This window comes from Neolewinella maritima, from assembly GCF_923081025.1.
GTDB lineage: Bacteria > Bacteroidota > Bacteroidia > Chitinophagales > Saprospiraceae > Neolewinella > Neolewinella maritima.
In genome coordinates, this window is record NZ_CAKLPZ010000005.1 from 166003 (window position 1) to 185981 (window position 19979).

Sequence of the window (19979 nt, forward strand, 5' to 3'; positions counted from 1 at the left end):
GGCTTTCTCCGAAAGCGGGAGGTGCTTTAGCGGCGACTTACCCGGCACACCGTCAGAACAAATACCGCACCGTGTTCCAGGGTATCACCGCGTCGTGGACGGCTAGCCACTCTTCGCATAGTTGGGCTTTGAAGCCGCGGGCGTAGCGTACGGCGCTGCTGCCGTAGCCTGACTTTTTGTGCTCCTGAATGTCGGGCCGCCAGAGGTGGGCCTCGGCTTCGGTCATGCCGGCGGCGAGGTTGCGCTCGTGTTGCCAGGGGTTGTGGGTGACCATGATGGCCTCGGCCTGGACCATGGCGCGGTGGGCGGGCGTGGTGACTGCGGCGGCGAGTTGCTCGAAGAGCTCGCGGTAGTCGTCGAGCCAGCCCTCGCAGAAGATGATGGGACTGAAGTTGACGTGCACGTCGTAGCCGGCGGCGATGAAGCGGGAAATGGCCGCTATGCGGTCGGCGATCTTGCTGGTGCGGGGCTCGACCAGGTCGCTCATCTTTTGGGGCATCAGGCTAAAGCGGATACGCACCTTGCCCTGGGGATCGAAGTCTAGCAGCTTGTCGTTGACGTACTTGGTGGCGAAGGTGGCCTTGGCCGTGGGGTGATTGCGGAAGAAGGCGAAGACCTGGAGCCAGTCGTAGTGCTTCCAGTGCAGGCCGATGTCGGTGCTGCAGCCGATGTCGTAGGTGTAGTAGGTCGGGTCGGTCTGATTGGGGCGCTTGGGCCAGGCGAGGGCGTCGGCGTGCTTGGCGACGCTAGCCAGTAGCTGCTCGGTATTTTCGTTGATATAGACCTTGTCGTGATTGTAGCGCATCACGTAGCAGTAGCTATCGCGGCAGCCCCCGAGGCATCCGTAGATGAAGTTAGCCGTGACGTAGTCGGCCGAGCGGCCGTTGTCCTTGACCTTCAGGGTCTTAGTGCGTTGTCGTTTCAGTTGCGGCATGGGAAATAGTGGGTGATAAAGGGGGGTCGGTCGTTGGGTCGTGGGTTGGGTTGGCGTATTTACCATATTTTCGGGGCATGGATACACATCCTATCGGCAGTCTCGGGGTCACTTCGATCGGCATCGGCTGTAACAATTTTGGCTGGCACATTGACGATGCCGCGGCCCATCGCGTAGTGGACGCAGCTTTGGATGAAGGGGTCAATCACTTCGATACGGCCGACCTGTACGGCGAGGGGGAAAGCGAGCGCTTTCTGGGCCGGGCCCTGGGTACGCGGCGCAAGGAGGTCGTGATCGCTTCGAAGTTCGGGCTCGGCACCAACGCCCGGCCCGACAACGTCTTCGCCTGCGCGGAGGCCAGTCTCGGGCGGCTCGGCACCGACTACATCGACCTGTACTACCTGCACCGGCCCGACCCGGAGACCCCCATTGCAGACACCCTGGGGGCCCTATCGCGGCTCGTCGAGCAGGGTAAGGTACGCGAGATCGGCTGCTCGGGCTTTTCGGCGGCGCAACTGCGGGAGGCGGCAGCGGTCGACAGTCCGGCGCACTTCGCCGCGGTGCAGAATGAATTCAGCTTACTCTCCCGCGAACCGACGAGCAACGGCGTACTGCAGGCCTGTGGGGAGCTAGGTATCGCCTTCATCCCCTACTTCCCCCTAAAGAGCGGCCTGCTTACCGGCAAGTACCGGCTTAACGGGGCTGTTCCCTCCGACAGTCGCCTGGGTGGCAAAGAGGGCAGTCGTTTTGAGGGTAGCGGTAACAAGCTACTGACTACCGATAACCTCACCACCGTCGAGCAACTCATCGCCTGGTCGGAAGCGAAGGGGCATACCGTTTTAGACCTTGCCTTTGCCTACTTGCTGGCGCACAAGACCGTCGGCAGTGTCATTGCCGGGGCCACCAAGCCCAGTCAGGTAGCGGGCAACGTGCGGGCCTCGGAGTGGCGGTTGACGGAGGCGGAGGTAGTGGCGGTAGAGGGCTTGCTGGGCTGACGTTTGGCGGGGACGCGGGTGCAAGGTCAGTTGGAAGGGAGCGACTATCTTCCCGGCAAAACTATGGTCACCAGATCCGATCGCCGGGAGCTGCCGAAACTGTACCGGATATTCAATCTCATCAAGCTGCTCAGTGCACCTCCGTACTACTCGGTAAAGGAATTGGCCGCGCGACTTGACGTTAGTCAGAAGACAGTATACAACTACCTGAACCTGCTGGAAGTAATTGGCTACGAACCAGACGTCAACAAGCACAATCAGTATTTCCTGCCCCTTGAACGCAGATCGAATTTAGCGGACGGCCTGGGGGTAGACGAAGCCAAGTACCTACAGGAGATGCTGTGGCAGATGCCGGATACCGACCACCGACGCAACCAGCTCCTGCTGTGGCTCAACAAGCAGTACGCCATCGGGCCGGTGGTAGAGAGTCTCACCCGCTACACCCCCTCCGAGCACCGGGCAGTACTTACAAAGGCCATCGAAAACAAGCTACGGGTCAAGCTTATCAACTACCGGGATGCGCGCGGCACCATAACCACCCGCTACGTAGAGCCGGTAGCCTTCCAGCAGGATTACACCTATGTGTATGTCTACGACCTAGACCGCAAAGACTACCGGCAGTTTCACCTGAGCAGGATCAGCTACGTTGAGCTAACCCAACAACCGATCACGGGCGAACACACGCAGGCTATCCCGGACCTATTCGGCTGGACGGGCGACGGCTGGTACAACGTGAAGCTGGAACTAACGAGTCGGTCGAAACAGTTGCTGCTAGAGGACTACCCCGCCGTGCGCCCCTATCTCACCGAGCTGGACAAGGATCGGTTCCTGGCCGACCTGACCGTCAGGGGCTTCCAGGGCGTAGGGCGGTGGGTACTGGGGTTATGTGCCGAGGTTCGCGTACTGGCCGGGGGAGACGGGGCGGCGTTTCGGGAGTACTTGAACGGGAAGTGGTGCAGCTTTTGACACAAAAGCTTGTAGGTACGGGAATAATCCTTTATACTTGCACTATCGCTTCGCTTTGATCAAATTTCACTGTTAGAATTGAAACATCAACGCGAAACGATTAACTAATTCCACTACAAAGCGGATAAAATAAACGCGGCCCCTCCGAAGAGGAGGCCGCGTTGGGCCAGGGATGCTATCCCTGGGGGGGTGATGCAGGCTTTCGCCTGCGACACGAAGATACAGTTATCTGACAAATTTTACAAGTTGCAAAAGGTTAATCTCTACGTTGATGGCTTCAACCTTTACTTTGGTTTACGTCATTTTAGAAGTAAGTATAAGTGGCTTGACCTGCTGGAGATGGGCAAGCAGCTCTGTAGAAAGGACCAACAGTTGGGTACTGTTTACTATTTCACGGCTCGGATAACAGGTAAAGATAAACTGAAGATCAAGCGTCAGGTAACCTACCTGGAGGCTCTTGCAGTCACCGGAGTCGAAATCGTGCTGGGCAAGTATCTTAACAAACAGGTGAAGTGTCGCAAGTGCGGTAAAACATACGTGGTAGCGGAAGAGAAAGAGTCCGACGTAAATCTGGCTACTCACTTGCTTGTTGATGCCGCCGCGGGGGCCGCCGATGTCTGCCTCGTGGTTTCTGCCGATAGCGATCTCATCCTGCCAATGGAGAAAGCTCGTGATGTCTATAAAAAGATAGTTGTACCGGTCTTTCCACCCAACCGGCAATCACGGGAAATCAAGAAACGTATGGGTAATCACTTTTACATGAACGAAACGCTGCTCAGAAACAGTCAGCTACCTCCCACCGTACCTAAGGCAGATGGTTACAAACTTTATCGACCTAGCGGCTGGAAGTGATTGAAGGTAAGCTACATTGAGCTACCCCATCTTTGACCCATCAGTTGACTACCCCATGATCCAATCTCTCTACGCGCTCGGCCAGGCACTCAAGACTAACGAAGATTTTGCCCCCTACTTTGCCAGCTACGCTAATCCTTTCGCCGGCTTTGACGAGCTGGACCGGGCTAAGGTGATCGTACTCGAAATCAAGAACGACGAGGTGATGGGCACGGACATGGAGACATTTTCACCCGCTCACGCTCATCGCTACCTTTACCGAAAGCCAAAGGGAGCGCGCGGTGCTCCACTGGTAGCGACTGGGCCCTTTTACCCCGTACATAGCCTGGAGACGGAAAAACAGCAGGAGACTCAACGCGACAATGTCGAAAAGATCATGAGTCGGATCGGTCGTGCTATTCCGGACGGTAAGAGTGTCTACTTCAGTTCTACGGCAGCTAAAGAAGTCGGCCTGGCACGGATCAATGAGCTTCTCTATAACGAGACGGGCAGTAAAGACCACCGCTACATCTATACCCTTAGGGTTAACGATAAGTATCTGGGAGAGTACGAGGAACTTCGCGATTTGCTGGACCAGGAAGCCTACACGAAGTACTACGAAAAAAGTAGGGGTAAGGCCAAAACCTGTGCCCTCAGTCACGAAACGGACGTCGAGGTATGGGGAAGGATCGACACCCTGGGATTTACCGTCAACGACATCAGCTTCAGCCGTGGGGGATTTGACGGGGCAAGCTCTTTTCGGATGTTCCCGGTAAGTAAGGATGCGGCGCTGGCACTAGAGGCCGCCCGACGCTACGCTTTCTCTAACTTGACCGATCGCTTTTATACCCTGGAATATCTAATTGTACCAAGGATGATTGAGGGCAGCCCGTCACAGTTGCTCACAATGGCGCGTAAGATGATCAAAGACAAGAATGACACAACCCTTGCGGGTAAAGCTACACCCATACTAAAGGCGGGTGGTCTGATCGACATACTGGCCAGTGATGAAACCATACAGCGGTCGGGCGTCATCTTTGATATTCTATTCTACCAGCGCAAGCAGGCGCAACTGGCCCTGCAACTTCACTTACAAGATGTTGCGCCCGCCCGGCTCGTACAGCTCCGGAACACTATCAAGCAAATCGGTGATCGCTACGGTAGGGCTTTCGGCTACCGCAACAAAGACAAAGAACTTGTTCCGTTCCGGATTCACTTCGGTATGGTCAAAAACTTCTTTTCGGAGGGTAAGGGGCTAAAGATCCGTTTCGACCCTGCCTTTTTTCGCATACTCGAAGGGGTATTTTACGGCCAGCCGCTCGATGAAGCGACCATCGTTGCCGCCCTCACCCGCAAGATTCGCGAAGCCTTCAAAACGGACGGCGACGATTATCACCTGCCCTTCCACACCACCGTGCAACAGGCCATAGCCACCCGTACGCTGCTGGGACGGTTAGGCCTTTTTAATCATACATCTTACCAAATTATGGACGAACCCAGTAGCCCGATTACCCTCCGCAGGGAAGCTTATCTCACGGAACACGCCGCTTTCTTCGACCCGCAGCCGGCGCTCAAGGGTGCTTTCCTGCTCGGCTGCCTGACGAGTATGCTCGCTTACGCGCAGTACGATCACCTAAGGAGTAAGCCATTCCTGAAAAAGCTCAATAACCTGAATATGGGACTGGATGAGCTGCGTGCCTTATCCGCCCCGCTACTGAATAAGATTCAGGAATACCAGGGACGAAAATCCGGCGGCTATGCACCCTCACACACGGAGACTACGCAGTTACTTTCTGAAGCAAATTCCTTGCTGATCGAGGGTAAGAAACCCAGTCGCGACGATCTTTCTTTCGCTTTTTCTACCGGCCTAGTAATGCAGGATAAATTCGGTATGGATATGGCCCGGGAGCGCAGAGAAGCCAAAGAGCAGCAGGAGCCCGCATCCACTGAATAAGCCTGCACCCGCGTCCCCGCCCACCAACTTTTCTTCTACAATTGCCGCCATACCGGCACAAACCCCCAGTACTTATGTCAACTATTAGCCACCGCAGTGAGCTCCTCTTTCTCTACGACTGCAAAAATTGCAACCCTAACGGCGACCCCAATAACGGCAACCAGCCGCGCCTGCACGAAGCGACCCGCACCTGTCTGGTGACCGACGTGCGACTGAAGCGCACCATCCGCGACTACCTGATGGAAAAGGGCTACGATGGGAGTACACCCGATAAGGACATTTTTATCCGCGACGAAGACGGCCAGCCCGTGACCGGCGCCAAACGCTCGGAGAGCTACGAAGACAAGGAGGAATTTACCCGCAAATTCATCGACGTACGGCTGTTCGGCGGAGTATCGGCACCGAAAGGGAAAAAGAAAATGTCATTTAACCTTACCGGTCCGGTACAGTTCGGTATGGGCACAAGCCTGCACCCCGTAGAAATGAATTATCTGAAGGGAACGGGGGCATTCGCAACGACGGAAGGCGCGCAACAGAAAACCTTTCGCGAAGAGTACAACATCACCTACGGGCTCATCGGCTTCCACGGCGTCATCAACGAGCAGGCTGCGCGACATACCGGCACCACCGATGAGGACATCTCCGAACTGATGGAAGCCATCTGGGCCGGCACTAAAGGGCTACTTAGCCGCTCCAAGAAGGGTCACATGCCCCGCTTACTCGTCAAAATCGACTACAGTGAGCCCATGTTTTTCATCGGTGACTTGCTGGAGCGACTGGCGTTTCAAAACCAAGAGAATATTGACTTTAAGGAGGTAACCGACGTCACAGATTACGTGCTGGACACCACCACTCTCAACCGCGTACTCGCCGAGAATGCGGACAGGATTGCTGCCGTACACGTCCGTCAGGACGACCGTCTGCAACTCAGCGCGCCAATTTTCACGAAGTGAGTGAGCTAGACGGAATGCCGGTGCTCGTGTTCGACCTGACCGGGCCATTCGCGCACTACAAAAAGATTTTTGCGACCACTACGGCGCTGACCTATCCAATTCCACCGAAGTCAAGTCTTTACGGGCTCTTCGCCGCGATACTGGGATTGGAAAAGGAAGGCAATAATTATCTCAACTCGTTTCGAGAAGGGAGTTGTCGGGTGGCTATTCGGCTGATGCGGCCCGTGGCAGTGCAGCGACTGACGATCAATCTGCGTCCCTCCTTCGGCGCACTGCGCGGCACTGAAAATCGTAAGCCGACCCTGATGGAGTTCGTCGATCGGCCGCACTACCGAATCTACTTCACGCACCGAGATGAGGAGCTGTACGGGAAACTGAAAGACCTACTCGAGCGGGGACAAAGCTTTTATACCCCTACCCTAGGCATCGCCAATCTCATCGGGCAAATTACTTACGTAGGCGAGGGAAAAGCCGAGAGCAGTAGGGAGGAAGACATTGATAGCGTACTACCCAAGCGCGCGCTCGAAAAGCTACTACCCCCGCCACCCGGTCGCAACACCCGGCTGATGGAGGTCGGACAGTATGCCGTAGAGATGCTGCCAAGCCGCGACGTAACGGTGCGGGAGAACATCGTACTAGATCGCGGCGGCCTTCCTATTGCCGCTCGCGTGACCGACGCCTATCGAATCACAGGACTTTCAGAAAATGCCGACCGTGTCTTATTCTTCTAAGGACCGCTTGGTCAGCCACCCCCACCAATCGCTGTGGCAGCACCTGAGCTCGGTCGACGAGGCCAGCGCGGCGGCACTGAAGGGGAAGGTGTTATCACCAGACTTTTTTGGGGAGCAAGAGATCGAAGCGATCCGGCGATTGCTGGTCTATTTCCATGATTTCGGAAAGGCTACCGATTACTTTCAGTGGCGCATTACCGAGGTTGCCCGTAAAGAAAATGCCGGTTTGAAAGGACTGGATACGGCCTATGTCAAGGACTTTGCGCGCCACCCCGACCGGCGCACGCTCGAAGCGGCGAAAGATGATGGCGACCTGCGGGGCCATTCCCTGATCGGTGCTTTTATCGTGCAGTCGCCGTTACCGGACGATACGTCGCCCCTACAACGCACAATGATCTACGAAGTCATTGCGCGTCATCATGGAAACCTAAAAGACTTTGACGACGATGTTCAGCGAGGAGCTGAACACCATCAGCGTACGCTGGTCGAGCAGTGGGCTCACTTCAACCACGATGACTATCGCGCGATTTTGAAAAAGGTAGGCGTTGCGTATGCGGCTGAATTAAAAGGGCTCCAGGCAGCGTATAGAAGTATTTACTTTTCACGAGTATACCTGGAGCTGATGGATAACAAGTCGCTCCTACCCTACCTACGCACCGTGTTTCTTTTTTCCCTGCTGCTGTCGGGTGACAAGGGTGACATGATGCTGCGCGACCGCAAGCTCATTGGTACGGTAGCCCGGCTGCCGGCAGACCTTATCGACCGCTATAAACAGCTCGCTTTCGGCGAGGCACAGCCTTCGCAGATGAATGCCTGGCGGGAAGAAGCTTACCAGCGCGTGCAGGAGAATTTACTGGCTAACCCGAAGGCGGGCTTCTACTCCATTACCCTGCCGACGGGTATGGGAAAAACCCTGACGGCCTACAATGCAGCTGTTCGTCTACAAAGGGTTGATCCAGACTGCCTACCGCGAATTATCTACTGCCTGCCGTTCACCTCCGTGATCGACCAGAACGCAGCTATACTGGAAAAGATACTAGCTAGCACCGACATCCCCCTGACCGGAGAGCTGGCTAAGCACCACTACCTCGCCGACTGGCCCGATACTCGTGGTGGGGCCGGTGAAGAGAACAACCTGGAGTACAGCGAAAAGGAATACTTAGTGGAAGGTTGGGAGTACACCCTTACGGTGACCACCTTCGTGCAGTTTCTTGAAACGCTAGTTAGCAACCGCAACCGCAAACTGCGTAAATTTCATAATCTAGCAAATGCCGTCGTTATCTTGGACGAGGTACAGAGCATACCCCCTAGATACTTTAATCTAGTCAGCGACCTGTTCGAGGGCATACATAAGTACTTGGGGACACGCTTCATTTTCGTGACCGCGACGCAGCCGTTTTTAATGCGCGACGCAACGGCGGTGATCGAGCTTACCGATCCCACGTACGTCTACACCCGCGAACTATTCGAGCGTATGCCGCGCATAGATCTTGACCTTAGCCTTTGGTTGGAAGGGCCGGACCAGCTCGAAGCACAGATTGAGCTCTTTGACATCGCGGTGCGTGAAGAAACGAGCCGATCTTTCTTGTTCATTTTCAACTTCGTGAAGGATAGCCGATTAGTGTTCGAAGCGTTAGCGGCACGGGCACTACCCAACGTAGAGTACATCTACCTTTCTTCCGCCATCCTACCGATCGAACGTAAGCGCCGCATCCGTCAGATCAAATCGAGCAATGGGCTACGTAAGGTGGTCGTAAGTACGCAAGTCGTGGAAGCTGGAGTAGATATTGATCTCGACGTGGTCTACCGGGCTTTCGCTCCGCTGGATAGCATCAACCAGTCGGCGGGCCGTTGCAACCGCAACATGAAGGGCGGGGCCACGGGTGCGGTGCGCTTGTTTAAGAGCATACGGGCAGATAAAATATACGCACCCGAGCTACTCAAAAAAACCGAACGCGTGCTGAAGGCCAAACTCCGCGAAACGGGCAAGACGACGATTTCGGAGGCACAATTCTACTCCCTCAACGAAGCCTACGCCGTGGAGGTACGCAAGGCGGTCGCCGACGGTAGCGCCACTTCAAAAACCATACTAAATCATCTTTACCAACTCCGTTTCGAGACGGCGGAAAAAGCGTTTTCCCTAATTGAACAGGAATACATTACCTATGGCGTTTTTATCGACGACCCCGACCGTCTACCGACGGTTACTCACAACGACATGTCGCTGACGAGCCGTGAAGTGTATGACCGGATGGTCGCTATCCTACACAACGATGAGCTGGGCCGTTGGGATAAGAAACGTGAACTCCGGCTGCTAAGGCCTGCCCTACTACAGTACGTCGTCCAGTTTCCTACTAAGTACCTGCCGGAGGAATTGCGGGAGGAAGCGGAGAACAAACCCTTCGTGCGCCTAACTGCCGAACCCGGCAAGTATGACTACCGCCGCTGCTACGACCTCACCACTGGCTACTTCGAACCAGACGACAAGCCGACCGAATGCTTCTAGATGCTACGACCACCGTCGACCTCACCACCCTAACTTTTCCCGCACTACGCCTACGCGCCGCGGATGCCGGTAAACTCCGCGGCTACTTCGCCGGTGCCTTCGGCCAGGATTCGGTATTGTTTCACAACCACACGCCGGAGGAAGGTTTCCGATATGCTTACTCCCTAATCCAGTACAAAGTGATCGGGGGCACACCGACCGTGCTCGGCGTTGCGGCCGGTGCCGCCCCGGTGCTCGACACCTTCATGAACGTAGACAACATTGACATCGCTGGCCAGTCAGTAAACGTTGATGATAAGGAGCTGGAAGTAAAAAAAGTGCGGGCCGGCGTGGTGAGCGAGTTGCACGAATACCGCCTTGCCTCCCCCCTCTTCGCCTTCAATCAGGATAACTACGCCATCTTTCGTAAACTGCCGGAAACAGAGCTACGTGGTTTTATCACCAAGGTGCTTACCAGTCACCTCATCACCGCCCTCAGGGGTATCGGATGCACGGTGACCCCCGAGCAGCCCATTATGCTTAGCCACCGGCTAAGCCCGCGCCTAATCACCGTGAAGAACCAGCGCATGCAGATGTATACCGGCACGTTCACCGCCAACGTACTGTTGCCCCCACGATTGGGTATCGGAAAATCGATTAGCAAAGGGTTCGGCACGGTGGTGCCTGCGTAACGGAATTTCTTCGCACCCGCGTCCCCGCCCGCTGAAGGTAATCTACACCGCCCCGCCCCAGCTTTACGGCCATGCAAGTTTACTTGAATAGCTTCGGTACCTACCTTCACGTACGAGACGCCATGTTTGAAATACGGGTGCCCGGCGAGGGGGGTGAAAACACCGTGCATCACCTAGCGGCTAAGAAAGTCAAGGCGATCATACTGACCGTGGCCGGAGCAATGAGCAGCGATGCGATACGTCTGGCGCTCGTGCATAACGTCGATTTGATCCTCGCCGATCGCTCCGGACAACCGCTCGGCCGGTTCTGGCACGCGAAGCTCGGTAGTACGACCAAGATCAGGAAGCGGCAACTGGAGGCCAGCCTCGGTAGCGAGGGGTTGGCGTACACCGGCAGGTGGCTGACGGCCAAATTGGCGGCGCAGTGCGACCTACTCCACAGTCTCAGAAAGCACCGTAAAGCGCACCACGAACTTCTCGATGAGCGGCGAGAGCGTATTGCCGCACTGTCGGCGGCCATAACCAGCTGCGTGACGGACGGTCAGCGGACGGGCGACGTTGCCGAGACACTACGCGGGCTAGAAGGCACGGCGGGCAGGCTCTATTTTCAGACGCTGAGTGCCCTGATACCGAAGCAGTATTGCTTTGCGGGGCGCAGCTCGCGTCCGGCTGCGGACCCCTTTAACGCTTTTCTCAATTATGGCTACGGTATCCTTTACGGGCGGGTCGAGAAGGCACTGATGATCGCCGGTCTCGACCCCTACGTAGGCTTCATGCACCGCGACGATTACAACCAGAAAAGCATGGTATTCGACTTCATCGAGCCCTACCGGCCGTGGGTAGACTGGGTGGTCTTTCGCTTGTTTTCCCGCAAGGTAGTAGGCCTCGATGACTGGGGAGCGTTGGCCGGTGGTATCACGCTCCTAAAACCCGGCAAGGAGAAACTAATCGAGGCAATGGGTAAGTTTTTCGAGGGAGAGAAAGTCCGGCACGGGCGGCGCAACCGCTGTCGGGCCAACGCTATGCTGGCCGATGCGCACCGGTTCGCACAAGAACTGCTGGAAGTCGAAGTAGGCGATGTAGAAATAATGGAGGTATGATCCTGTGGGTACTGTATGACATCGCCGACGATCGGGCACGCACCCGGGTTTCCCGCTTCTGTAAGCAGGCTGGCCTTTACCGGGTACAGTACAGCGTATTTCTGGGAGAAGTATCGGCCGACGAGCGCGACGCCCTACGCCTAGACGTGCTGGATGAGATCGACGAGAATGTGGACAAGGTCTACCTCTTTTCCCTGACCAAACAGGAGTTGAAGCAGGCCATTCTACTCGGGCAGGCCTTCAACCGCAAGTTCGTTACCGCCGAGGTGCGCCACTTGCTACTTTAGGGCGGGGACGCAGGTGCATAAAACTTACAAAGAGCAATGTTCAGCATTACCCCTTCTCATATCATTCAGCACTTATACTGTCCGCGCTTCACCTACTTTGAGTGGGTGCTACGGCTTCCGCAAAATGAGGAGAAGTATAGTAAAGTACTACGCGGCCGCCAGCTACACGACGAGCGGCTGGAGCGTAACAAGGGTTACCTGCGTAAGCGGCTGGGAGTAGTCAGCCGCCTAGACGATCAGTACCTGACCAACGATTTTTTGCGCGGCCGCATCGATGAGGTCTTGGAGCTCGAAGACGGCACTTTTGCACCGCTAGATTATAAGTTTGCAGAATATAAAGATCGGGTATTCTCAACCTACCTGACGCAACTCTACTGCTATGCCTTACTGATCAAGAGCATCTTCGGTAAATCGGTGACCCGGGGCTTCATCGTGTATACCCGGAGTAATAATAAAGTCGTTGAGCTTCCGACGCCCGAACTGGCCCTCGACGGCGTGAGGCAGACAGCCGCTGAAATTCGGGAGGTGGTAGAAAATAATACCTTCCCTAGAGCCACCAAGTATAAGAAACGTTGCCTAACTTGCACCTACCGAAAGGTGTGTATCCAGTGACCGGACGCGTTCATATTTATTCTTCCCGTAAAAGTCGGGCTAAGCAATTGACGCTCAACCGTTTGCCAATGCGGAGCCTTAGCCCTTTCGACCCAGTACGGGAAGTAGTTGACCTGCTTCATTGGCAATTTTCCAGTGCAAAATTGGACGTAAGTTATTTATTTTCAAAAGGTTATGGAGAGGGACATCCTCCGGGCCATCTTCCAGCGGTAGTTGGATTGAAACCTGCTACCCCTGTGTGTCGCAGCACAGATCCCCATTCCTCCGGGCCATCTTCCAGCGGTAGTTGGATTGAAACCCTCGGCAAATGGGGGACCGGCTTTCTGTGGATGTTCCTCCGGGCCATCTTCCAGCGGTAGTTGGATTGAAACATAGGCCATCGCCGTGAAACCAATACCGCTTACCGCTCCTCCGGGCCATCTTCCAGCGGTAGTTGGATTGAAACCCTGATATACGCGGTCACGATATACTAAAAAGTCGTCCTCCGGGCCATCTTCCAGCGGTAGTTGGATTGAAACCAGCGCTTGCAGTGTTTACCATCTTTAGCATACTTGCCTCCGGGCCATCTTCCAGCGGTAGTTGGATTGAAACAGGATTCAGCGCCGGGACCGATCAGCAAGCGCCTTGCCTCCGGGCCATCTTCCAGCGGTAGTTGGATTGAAACCGGGTACCGCATACATCGACAAGAAAACCGGCGACCCCTCCGGGCCATCTTCCAGCGGTAGTTGGATTGAAACTTTCATCATCACGTCCATGCGCAAGGGCGGCAAACGGCCTCCGGGCCATCTTCCAGCGGTAGTTGGATTGAAACACACTCGCAGCCGACCTGGACGAAGCGGCAGGACGGCCTCCGGGCCATCTTCCAGCGGTAGTTGGATTGAAACGTAGCCCCGGAATGGTGGTCCCGCATCATGTAGATGCCTCCGGGCCATCTTCCAGCGGTAGTTGGATTGAAACGGACACCGCCCACGGCCTTATTGTGCGCAGGGGTACCCTCCGGGCCATCTTCCAGCGGTAGTTGGATTGAAACCTTCCTCCCTGGGTACTGCTCGGCGTGTGATGCGCTCCTCCGGGCCATCTTCCAGCGGTAGTTGGATTGAAACATGTCGCTTTGGGCTTGATCGAGGCCCAGAATCTGTCCTCCGGGCCATCTTCCAGCGGTAGTTGGATTGAAACATACCACCCCTCCCGTCACACTTACGTCGATCAAGGCCTCCGGGCCATCTTCCAGCGGTAGTTGGATTGAAACCGTACGTGTAACGGTTCTCACCGGCGCTGCTGTATTCCTCCGGGCCATCTTCCAGCGGTAGTTGGATTGAAACACGTACAGTCCTGGAATAACAGTCGGAACAGATATACCTCCGGGCCATCTTCCAGCGGTAGTTGGATTGAAACAGCCGTACGCTCGGCATCTTGGCAAGTTCGCGCTGCCCTCCGGGCCATCTTCCAGCGGTAGTTGGATTGAAACAAGTGATTAGTAGGTGGTTCCGTGCCAGTGAATCACCTCCGGGCCATCTTCCAGCGGTAGTTGGATTGAAACAAAGAGGTGATCGGGTGTTAGTGCGGGATGTCGAGACCTCCGGGCCATCTTCCAGCGGTAGTTGGATTGAAACACCCCACTGCGCTTCAGGCTCAGGTAGACGACAACACCTCCGGGCCATCTTCCAGCGGTAGTTGGATTGAAACACAAAGGCAGGCTACCCGCACGACGCATACGTGGAGCCTCCGGGCCATCTTCCAGCGGTAGTTGGATTGAAACCTTTTGGGCTGATCTTTGCGGTAATGCGCTGCCTACCCTCCGGGCCATCTTCCAGCGGTAGTTGGATTGAAACTGATCTCGGTCCAGTCGGCCGGTCCACCTCCGGCGGCCCTCCGGGCCATCTTCCAGCGGTAGTTGGATTGAAACAAAAACCCGATAATGTCAAGTAAAGCGCCTAAATGGCCTCCGGGCCATCTTCCAGCGGTAGTTGGATTGAAACCCCGTCCCTGACTAGTACACCGGTTGTACCGTGTGGGGCCTCCGGGCCATCTTCCAGCGGTAGTTGGATTGAAACTACCTCATGCTGCTGGACGCCTCTATGCCCGCCATCCTCCGGGCCATCTTCCAGCGGTAGTTGGATTGAAACGCCCAGGCTATCTACATACCAGTAGGTCAGGGTGGGCCTCCGGGCCATCTTCCAGCGGTAGTTGGATTGAAACTGTCATAGTGTGTTAAAAAGCACCCCCGGCCAATCACCTCCGGGCCATCTTCCAGCGGTAGTTGGATTGAAACGTATTCATAGCTCGTTTGATTTAATCGGTTGTGATGCCTCCGGGCCATCTTCCAGCGGTAGTTGGATTGAAACCCCGCAATGTTTGCGAACAGGACAAATACCGCTAGGGCCTCCGGGCCATCTTCCAGCGGTAGTTGGATTGAAACGGGTGAAGCCGGCGCCTGGGTAGTTGCCGGTGATATCCTCCGGGCCATCTTCCAGCGGTAGTTGGATTGAAACAAATGTCATCGGCTGCTTGGCCCATGGTGTAGTGTGCCTCCGGGCCATCTTCCAGCGGTAGTTGGATTGAAACTCACCCTGCAGAAGCTGATTGATAGGAGTCAACCACTCCTCCGGGCCATCTTCCAGCGGTAGTTGGATTGAAACATCCCTAGATGATTAGCCCATCCCCGATGATCGAAACCTCCGGGCCATCTTCCAGCGGTAGTTGGATTGAAACCAGGCGTGCGCGGCGAACAGCAAGGCCGTGACGATGCCTCCGGGCCATCTTCCAGCGGTAGTTGGATTGAAACATACTACACTATGACCGCCGTAAAACGTCCCGCCCTCCTCCGGGCCATCTTCCAGCGGTAGTTGGATTGAAACACTTCACCAATCCGGTAGCTGATGGTCAGCGTGGGTCCTCCGGGCCATCTTCCAGCGGTAGTTGGATTGAAACTGCACGTAGGCCGACTTCATGAAGGCGTTGCGCACGCCTCCGGGCCATCTTCCAGCGGTAGTTGGATTGAAACGTGTATACGATGTTGCACATATTGAGATGTTCTACACCTCCGGGCCATCTTCCAGCGGTAGTTGGATTGAAACATTTGCTGAGCAAACTCAGTATCAAAGTAATCGTAACCTCCGGGCCATCTTCCAGCGGTAGTTGGATTGAAACCCATCTCTAATATCGTAGCCCACATGAACAGTGACGCCTCCGGGCCATCTTCCAGCGGTAGTTGGATTGAAACTCTCTACAACCTCGTATATCTGATTTCCGAAAAACACCTCCGGGCCATCTTCCAGCGGTAGTTGGATTGAAACCCACCAACACCCACTACCCGAAGGCGAATAGCTGTCCTCCGGGCCATCTTCCAGCGGTAGTTGGATTGAAACAATGGCGGCCTGACCTACATTCTCGACCGGGGCAAACCTCCGGGCCATCTTCCAGCGGTAGTTGGATTGAAACGAAATTCTCACACATGACCCCCAATCTCGAACCCTTCCTCCGGGCCATCTTCCAGCGGTAGTTGGATTGAAACATGTGCTGGTTGAGGTCTTGCAGCGTTGTGCGAAGCCTCCGGGCCATCTTCCAGCGGTAGTTGGATTGAAACCGTATACGACTCAGACTACAACTGGAACGAGCTATCCTCCGGGCCATCTTCCAGCGATAGTTGGATTGAAACGTTACCTAAGTCAGTACCAACTACGTCGGCTAAAAAAGCCTCCGGGCCATCTTCCAGCGATAGTTGGATTGAAACAATAATTCTATTATGGCCGATAGTGTCGCCTTTACGCCTCCGGGCCATCTTCCAGCGATAGTTGGATTGAAACATCGCCATCTTTGTACTAGCAATACCATCGCTAATGCCTCCGGGCCATCTTCCAGCGATAGTTGGATTGAAACCCCTATTCACGAAGTACAAAGCCGCGTCCCAGCAATCCTCCGGGCCATCTTCCAGCGATAGTTGGATTGAAACCGCTGACGTTAGCGGGCCGCACTTCGATCGGGCGGTCCTCCGGGCCATCTTCCAGCGATAGTTGGATTGAAACTAGCTACTCCGGATGGTGTTGCGGTTGACGAGCAAACCTCCGGGCCATCTTCCAGCGATAGTTGGATTGAAACATCGGTTCACGTTAGAGCCGGTCTCTACTGCCTTAACCTCCGGGCCATCTTCCAGCGATAGTTGGATTGAAACATGCTGCCGGTTTCGGTGACATGGAAGTGAGCCCCACCTCCGGGCCATCTTCCAGCGATAGTTGGATTGAAACTAATATTCTTCCATCCCATCCTCCAGAACCCAACCGGCCTCCGGGCCATCTTCCAGCGATAGTTGGATTGAAACTTGCTTATAAACAGCATAAGCAGGTTCAAGTAAAGTCCTCCGGGCCATCTTCCAGCGATAGTTGGATTGAAACATCACACTAGTACGCCGTCACGCTAAACACCTGTTGCCTCCGGGCCATCTTCCAGCGATAGTTGGATTGAAACGCTATAGCGGGTGCGGGCCTCGCAGAACTTGCGGTTCCTCCGGGCCATCTTCCAGCGATAGTTGGATTGAAACATCCGGCCGGCTTCATGGGCTCGCATGATCTGGCTGCCTCCGGGCCATCTTCCAGCGATAGTTGGATTGAAACGAAACTTCCACACATGACCCCCAATCTTGAACCCTTCCTCCGGGCCATCTTCCAGCGATAGTTGGATTGAAACAATAACCGAGGTCAAAGTCGCGGTGCCCGGTGATCCCCTCCGGGCCATCTTCCAGCGATAGTTGGATTGAAACATCCCGGCGAGTTCCTGCGCAACTACGTCCGCAAACGCCTCCGGGCCATCTTCCAGCGATAGTTGGATTGAAACACGAAGGATTCCGAACGTGTCGCCAAGATCAAACCCCCTCCGGGCCATCTTCCAGCGATAGTTGGATTGAAACAGCAGGGGTTCTTCGACCAGGGAGGTCTTGAAGTCCATCCTCCGGGCCATCTTCCAGCGATAGTTGGATTGAAACCTACCAGCTCGACCGGCTTCATGGTGGGGTGTAGGCCTCCGGGCCATCTTCCAGCGATAGTTGGATTGAAACGGTATACATTGTGGACCTAAAGCAGAACCCCCGCACCCTCCGGGCCATCTTCCAGCAGTAGTTGGATTAAAACTTGGGTGATATTCACCGTTACGCGAATTCGCGTAACGGTCCTCCGGGCCATCTTCCAGTAGTAGTCGAATTGAGAATGGAAATTCTTGAAATGATAAACAATTTCCTACTAGCCTCCAGGCTATTTTCAGACCCAGTTGAATCTAAACAGATCACCGATACGCTTTTTCGCGTATCGGTGATTTCCCTCACAGTTCCCTATCAGCAGTGGTCAGATTACAACGGACAATTCATGAGCGTACGCCTGCTGCTACGCATACTGATCCTCCAGTAAGCATCCCATCAAAACAGATACCGTACGGTGTTCCAGGGTATCACCGCGTCGTGGACGGCTAGCCACTCTTCGCATAGCTGGGCTTTGAAGCCGCGGGCGTAGCGTACGGCGCTGCTACCGTAGCCTGATTTTTTGTGCTCCTGAATATCGGGGCGCCAGAGGTGGGCCTCGGCTTCGGTCATGCCGGCGGCGAGGTTGCGCTCGTGTTGCCAGGGGTTGTGGGTGACCATGATGGCCTCGGCCTGCACCATGGCGCGGTGGGCGGGCGTGGTGACCACGGCGGCAAGTTGCGCGAAGAGCTCTCGGTAGTCGTCGAGCCAGCCTTCGCAGAAGATGATGGGACTAAAGTTGACGTGCACGTCGTAGCCCGCGGCGATGAAGCGGGGGATGGCCGCGATGCGGTCGGCGATCTTGCTGGTGCGGGGCTCGACCAGGTCGCTCATCTTCTGGGGCATCAGACTGAAGCGGATGCGCACCTTGCCCTGGGGATCGAAGTCTAGCAGCTTGTCGTTGACGTACTTGGTGGCGAAAGTGGCCTTGGCCGTGGGGTGATCGCGGAAGAAGGCGAAGACCTGGAGCCAGTCGTAGTGCTTCCAGTGCAGTCCGATATCGGTGCTGCAGCCGATGTCGTAGGTGTAGTAGGTCGGGTCGGTCTGATTGGGGCGCTTGGGCCAGGCGAGGGCGTCGGCGTGCTTGGCGACGCTACCCAGTAGCTGCTCGGTATTTTCGTTGATATAGACCTTGTCGTGGTTGTAGCGCATCACGTAGCAGTAGCTATCGCGGCAGCCCCCCAGGCATCCGTAGATGAAGTTAGGCGTGACGTAGTCGGCCGAGCGGCCGTTGTCCTTGACCTTCAGGGGCTTAGTGCGTTGTCGTTTCAGTTGCGGCATGGGAAATAGTGGGTGATAAAGGAGGTCAGCCGCTGGGTCGTGGGTAAGCTTATGCTAACAAGTTGGAGGTGCGTAGGGTTGGCGATTTGGCCGTGTTTCTGGCGTATTGATGGGCATTAAACGGGTGCTTTCACTACCACTTTTTGATAGCGTCTACACCGCTTACTACATCAGGTAAAAGCCCTCCGCCGGCAGTTTTTCCGGCACCTCCCCCTCCCCGATCATTTGTCGGAGGTTGATGTCTATGGTGCGGGCAATGGCGGTCATCGGGGTGTCGGTGGGTCTGTTCTCGAAGGGGTCCTGAAGGTAGATGGCTGACTTCTCGATCAGGAAGAAGGCGGCAGCTACTACGATCACGATCGGGATCTGTCCCAGACCGAAGGACTCTACCAGTGCAAAGGGCAGCGAGAATACGAAGAGGTAGATGAATAGTACGATGATGATATTGTAGGCACTGGGAAATACTGTATTCTTGATCCGCTCGCACTTTCCCATCGAATCACACAGGCGGCGCAGGGTATCGTCGAGCTGGACCTGCTGGTAGGGGTTCACCCACTCGCGCCGCAGCAGCTCGGCCAGGTCGTCGCCGTGGAGCTGCAGGAGTGCATTGGGTACGTTATCGTGGCGGCGTAGTAAGCTGCGCTCTTCTGTATCGATCAGTCCGCCGATAGCGGGTAGCGTATCCATACCGCGTAGGGAGTTGCCCAGCGCATAACAGAAAGCGATCTGCCGGTGCGCGACGCGTCGGTAGAGGTCCGGTAGGTAATCCCCATGGTCGTGCGTGAAGGCGAGCAGTTGCCGGATCAGCGTGCGCGAGTCGTTGACGATGGCACCCCAGACGATGCGGGCCTCCCACCACCGCTGGTAGCCCTGATTGGTGCGGAAGGCCAGCAGAAGCGAAATGGCCGTACCCAGAATAGTGGGCACCGTAGCGGGAATAGCGAGGTTCAAAAACTTATTTTCGTCGATTACTCCGATGATCACCACGAATAGGGTCACGAGGAGCAGTTCCAACCGGATCTGACGGAAGATAAATCGGAGCGGAATACCGTTGCGAAGTAACATATCAGCGCCGTTAACGAATGATACCTACCAATAACCAATAAATATTAAGGGAGGTTTGGATCGCCCCACTGGCGGGAAAACAAAAAAG

14 protein-coding genes and 1 CRISPR repeat array are annotated in these 19979 nt (G+C 55.4%); of the genes, 11 read left to right on the forward strand and 3 right to left on the reverse strand.

Features of this window, described 5'->3' with window-relative positions:
* Positions 1-52 precede the first annotated feature (52 nt).
* Positions 53-934 (reverse strand): SPL family radical SAM protein, encoded by an 882-nt coding sequence (locus tag MJQ68_RS16515; protein ID WP_238752265.1) that lies wholly within the window; start codon positions 932-934, stop codon positions 53-55.
* Between the two features lie 77 nt (positions 935-1011).
* Between MJQ68_RS16515 and MJQ68_RS16520 the strand changes: the two genes are divergently transcribed.
* The 11 genes from MJQ68_RS16520 to cas4 all read left to right on the forward strand — a co-directional run bounded on the left by MJQ68_RS16520 (position 1012) and on the right by cas4 (position 12540).
* Entirely contained in the window at positions 1012-1929 is a 918-nt protein-coding gene (locus MJQ68_RS16520; RefSeq protein WP_238752266.1) for an aldo/keto reductase, read from the forward strand.
* A 63-nt stretch (positions 1930-1992) separates the two neighbouring features.
* Positions 1993-2895 (forward strand): helix-turn-helix transcriptional regulator, encoded by a 903-nt coding sequence (locus tag MJQ68_RS16525; RefSeq protein ID WP_238752267.1) that lies wholly within the window; start codon positions 1993-1995, stop codon positions 2893-2895.
* Positions 2896-3087: 192 nt separating this feature from the next.
* Positions 3088-3747 carry an NYN domain-containing protein gene (locus MJQ68_RS16530; protein ID WP_238752356.1) on the forward strand — a complete coding sequence of 220 codons (660 nt, stop codon included), beginning with the start codon at positions 3088-3090 and terminating at the stop codon, positions 3745-3747.
* Between the two features lie 55 nt (positions 3748-3802).
* Positions 3803-5680, forward strand: a complete 1878-nt coding sequence (locus MJQ68_RS16535) for a TM1802 family CRISPR-associated protein (RefSeq protein ID WP_238752268.1) — start codon at positions 3803-3805, stop codon at positions 5678-5680.
* Between the two features lie 74 nt (positions 5681-5754).
* On the forward strand, positions 5755-6633 hold the full coding sequence (cas7b, locus tag MJQ68_RS16540; protein WP_238752269.1) for a type I-B CRISPR-associated protein Cas7/Csh2: 879 nt from the start codon (positions 5755-5757) through the stop codon (positions 6631-6633).
* A complete protein-coding gene (cas5b, locus tag MJQ68_RS16545) occupies positions 6630-7364 on the forward strand; it encodes a type I-B CRISPR-associated protein Cas5b (RefSeq protein ID WP_238752270.1) in 735 nt (244 codons plus the stop codon). Before cas7b ends, cas5b begins: the two co-directional genes overlap by 4 nt.
* Positions 7348-9870 carry a CRISPR-associated helicase Cas3' gene (gene cas3, locus MJQ68_RS16550; protein ID WP_238752271.1) on the forward strand — a complete coding sequence of 841 codons (2523 nt, stop codon included), beginning with the start codon at positions 7348-7350 and terminating at the stop codon, positions 9868-9870. Before cas5b ends, cas3 begins: the two co-directional genes overlap by 17 nt.
* Positions 9861-10541, forward strand: a complete 681-nt coding sequence (locus tag MJQ68_RS16555) for a CRISPR-associated endonuclease Cas6 (RefSeq protein WP_238752272.1) — start codon at positions 9861-9863, stop codon at positions 10539-10541. The genes cas3 and MJQ68_RS16555 overlap by 10 nt, the downstream gene beginning before the upstream one ends.
* Before the next feature lie 71 nt (positions 10542-10612).
* A complete protein-coding gene (cas1, locus tag MJQ68_RS16560) occupies positions 10613-11641 on the forward strand; it encodes a CRISPR-associated endonuclease Cas1 (protein ID WP_238752273.1) in 1029 nt (342 codons plus the stop codon).
* Entirely contained in the window at positions 11638-11928 is a 291-nt protein-coding gene (cas2, locus tag MJQ68_RS16565) for a CRISPR-associated endonuclease Cas2 (protein ID WP_238752274.1), read from the forward strand. Before cas1 ends, cas2 begins: the two co-directional genes overlap by 4 nt.
* A 36-nt stretch (positions 11929-11964) precedes the next feature.
* Positions 11965-12540: a CRISPR-associated protein Cas4 gene (cas4, locus tag MJQ68_RS16570; RefSeq protein WP_238752275.1), complete on the forward strand. Its 576-nt coding sequence runs from the start codon at positions 11965-11967 to the stop codon at positions 12538-12540.
* A gap of 188 nt (positions 12541-12728) precedes the next feature.
* Positions 12729-17739: direct repeats of the CRISPR family, unit length 37 nt; unit sequence CCTCCGGGCCATCTTCCAGCGGTAGTTGGATTGAAAC.
* Positions 17740-17944: 205 nt separating this feature from the next.
* Here cas4 and MJQ68_RS16575 read toward each other — a convergent pair.
* Both MJQ68_RS16575 and MJQ68_RS16580 read right to left on the reverse strand, forming a co-directional pair.
* A complete protein-coding gene (locus MJQ68_RS16575; RefSeq protein ID WP_238752276.1) occupies positions 17945-18826 on the reverse strand; it encodes an SPL family radical SAM protein in 882 nt (293 codons plus the stop codon).
* 165 nt (positions 18827-18991) lie between these two features.
* Positions 18992-19891: a bestrophin family protein gene (locus MJQ68_RS16580; RefSeq protein ID WP_238752277.1), complete on the reverse strand. Its 900-nt coding sequence runs from the start codon at positions 19889-19891 to the stop codon at positions 18992-18994.
* Between the last annotated feature and the right edge of the window lie 88 nt (positions 19892-19979).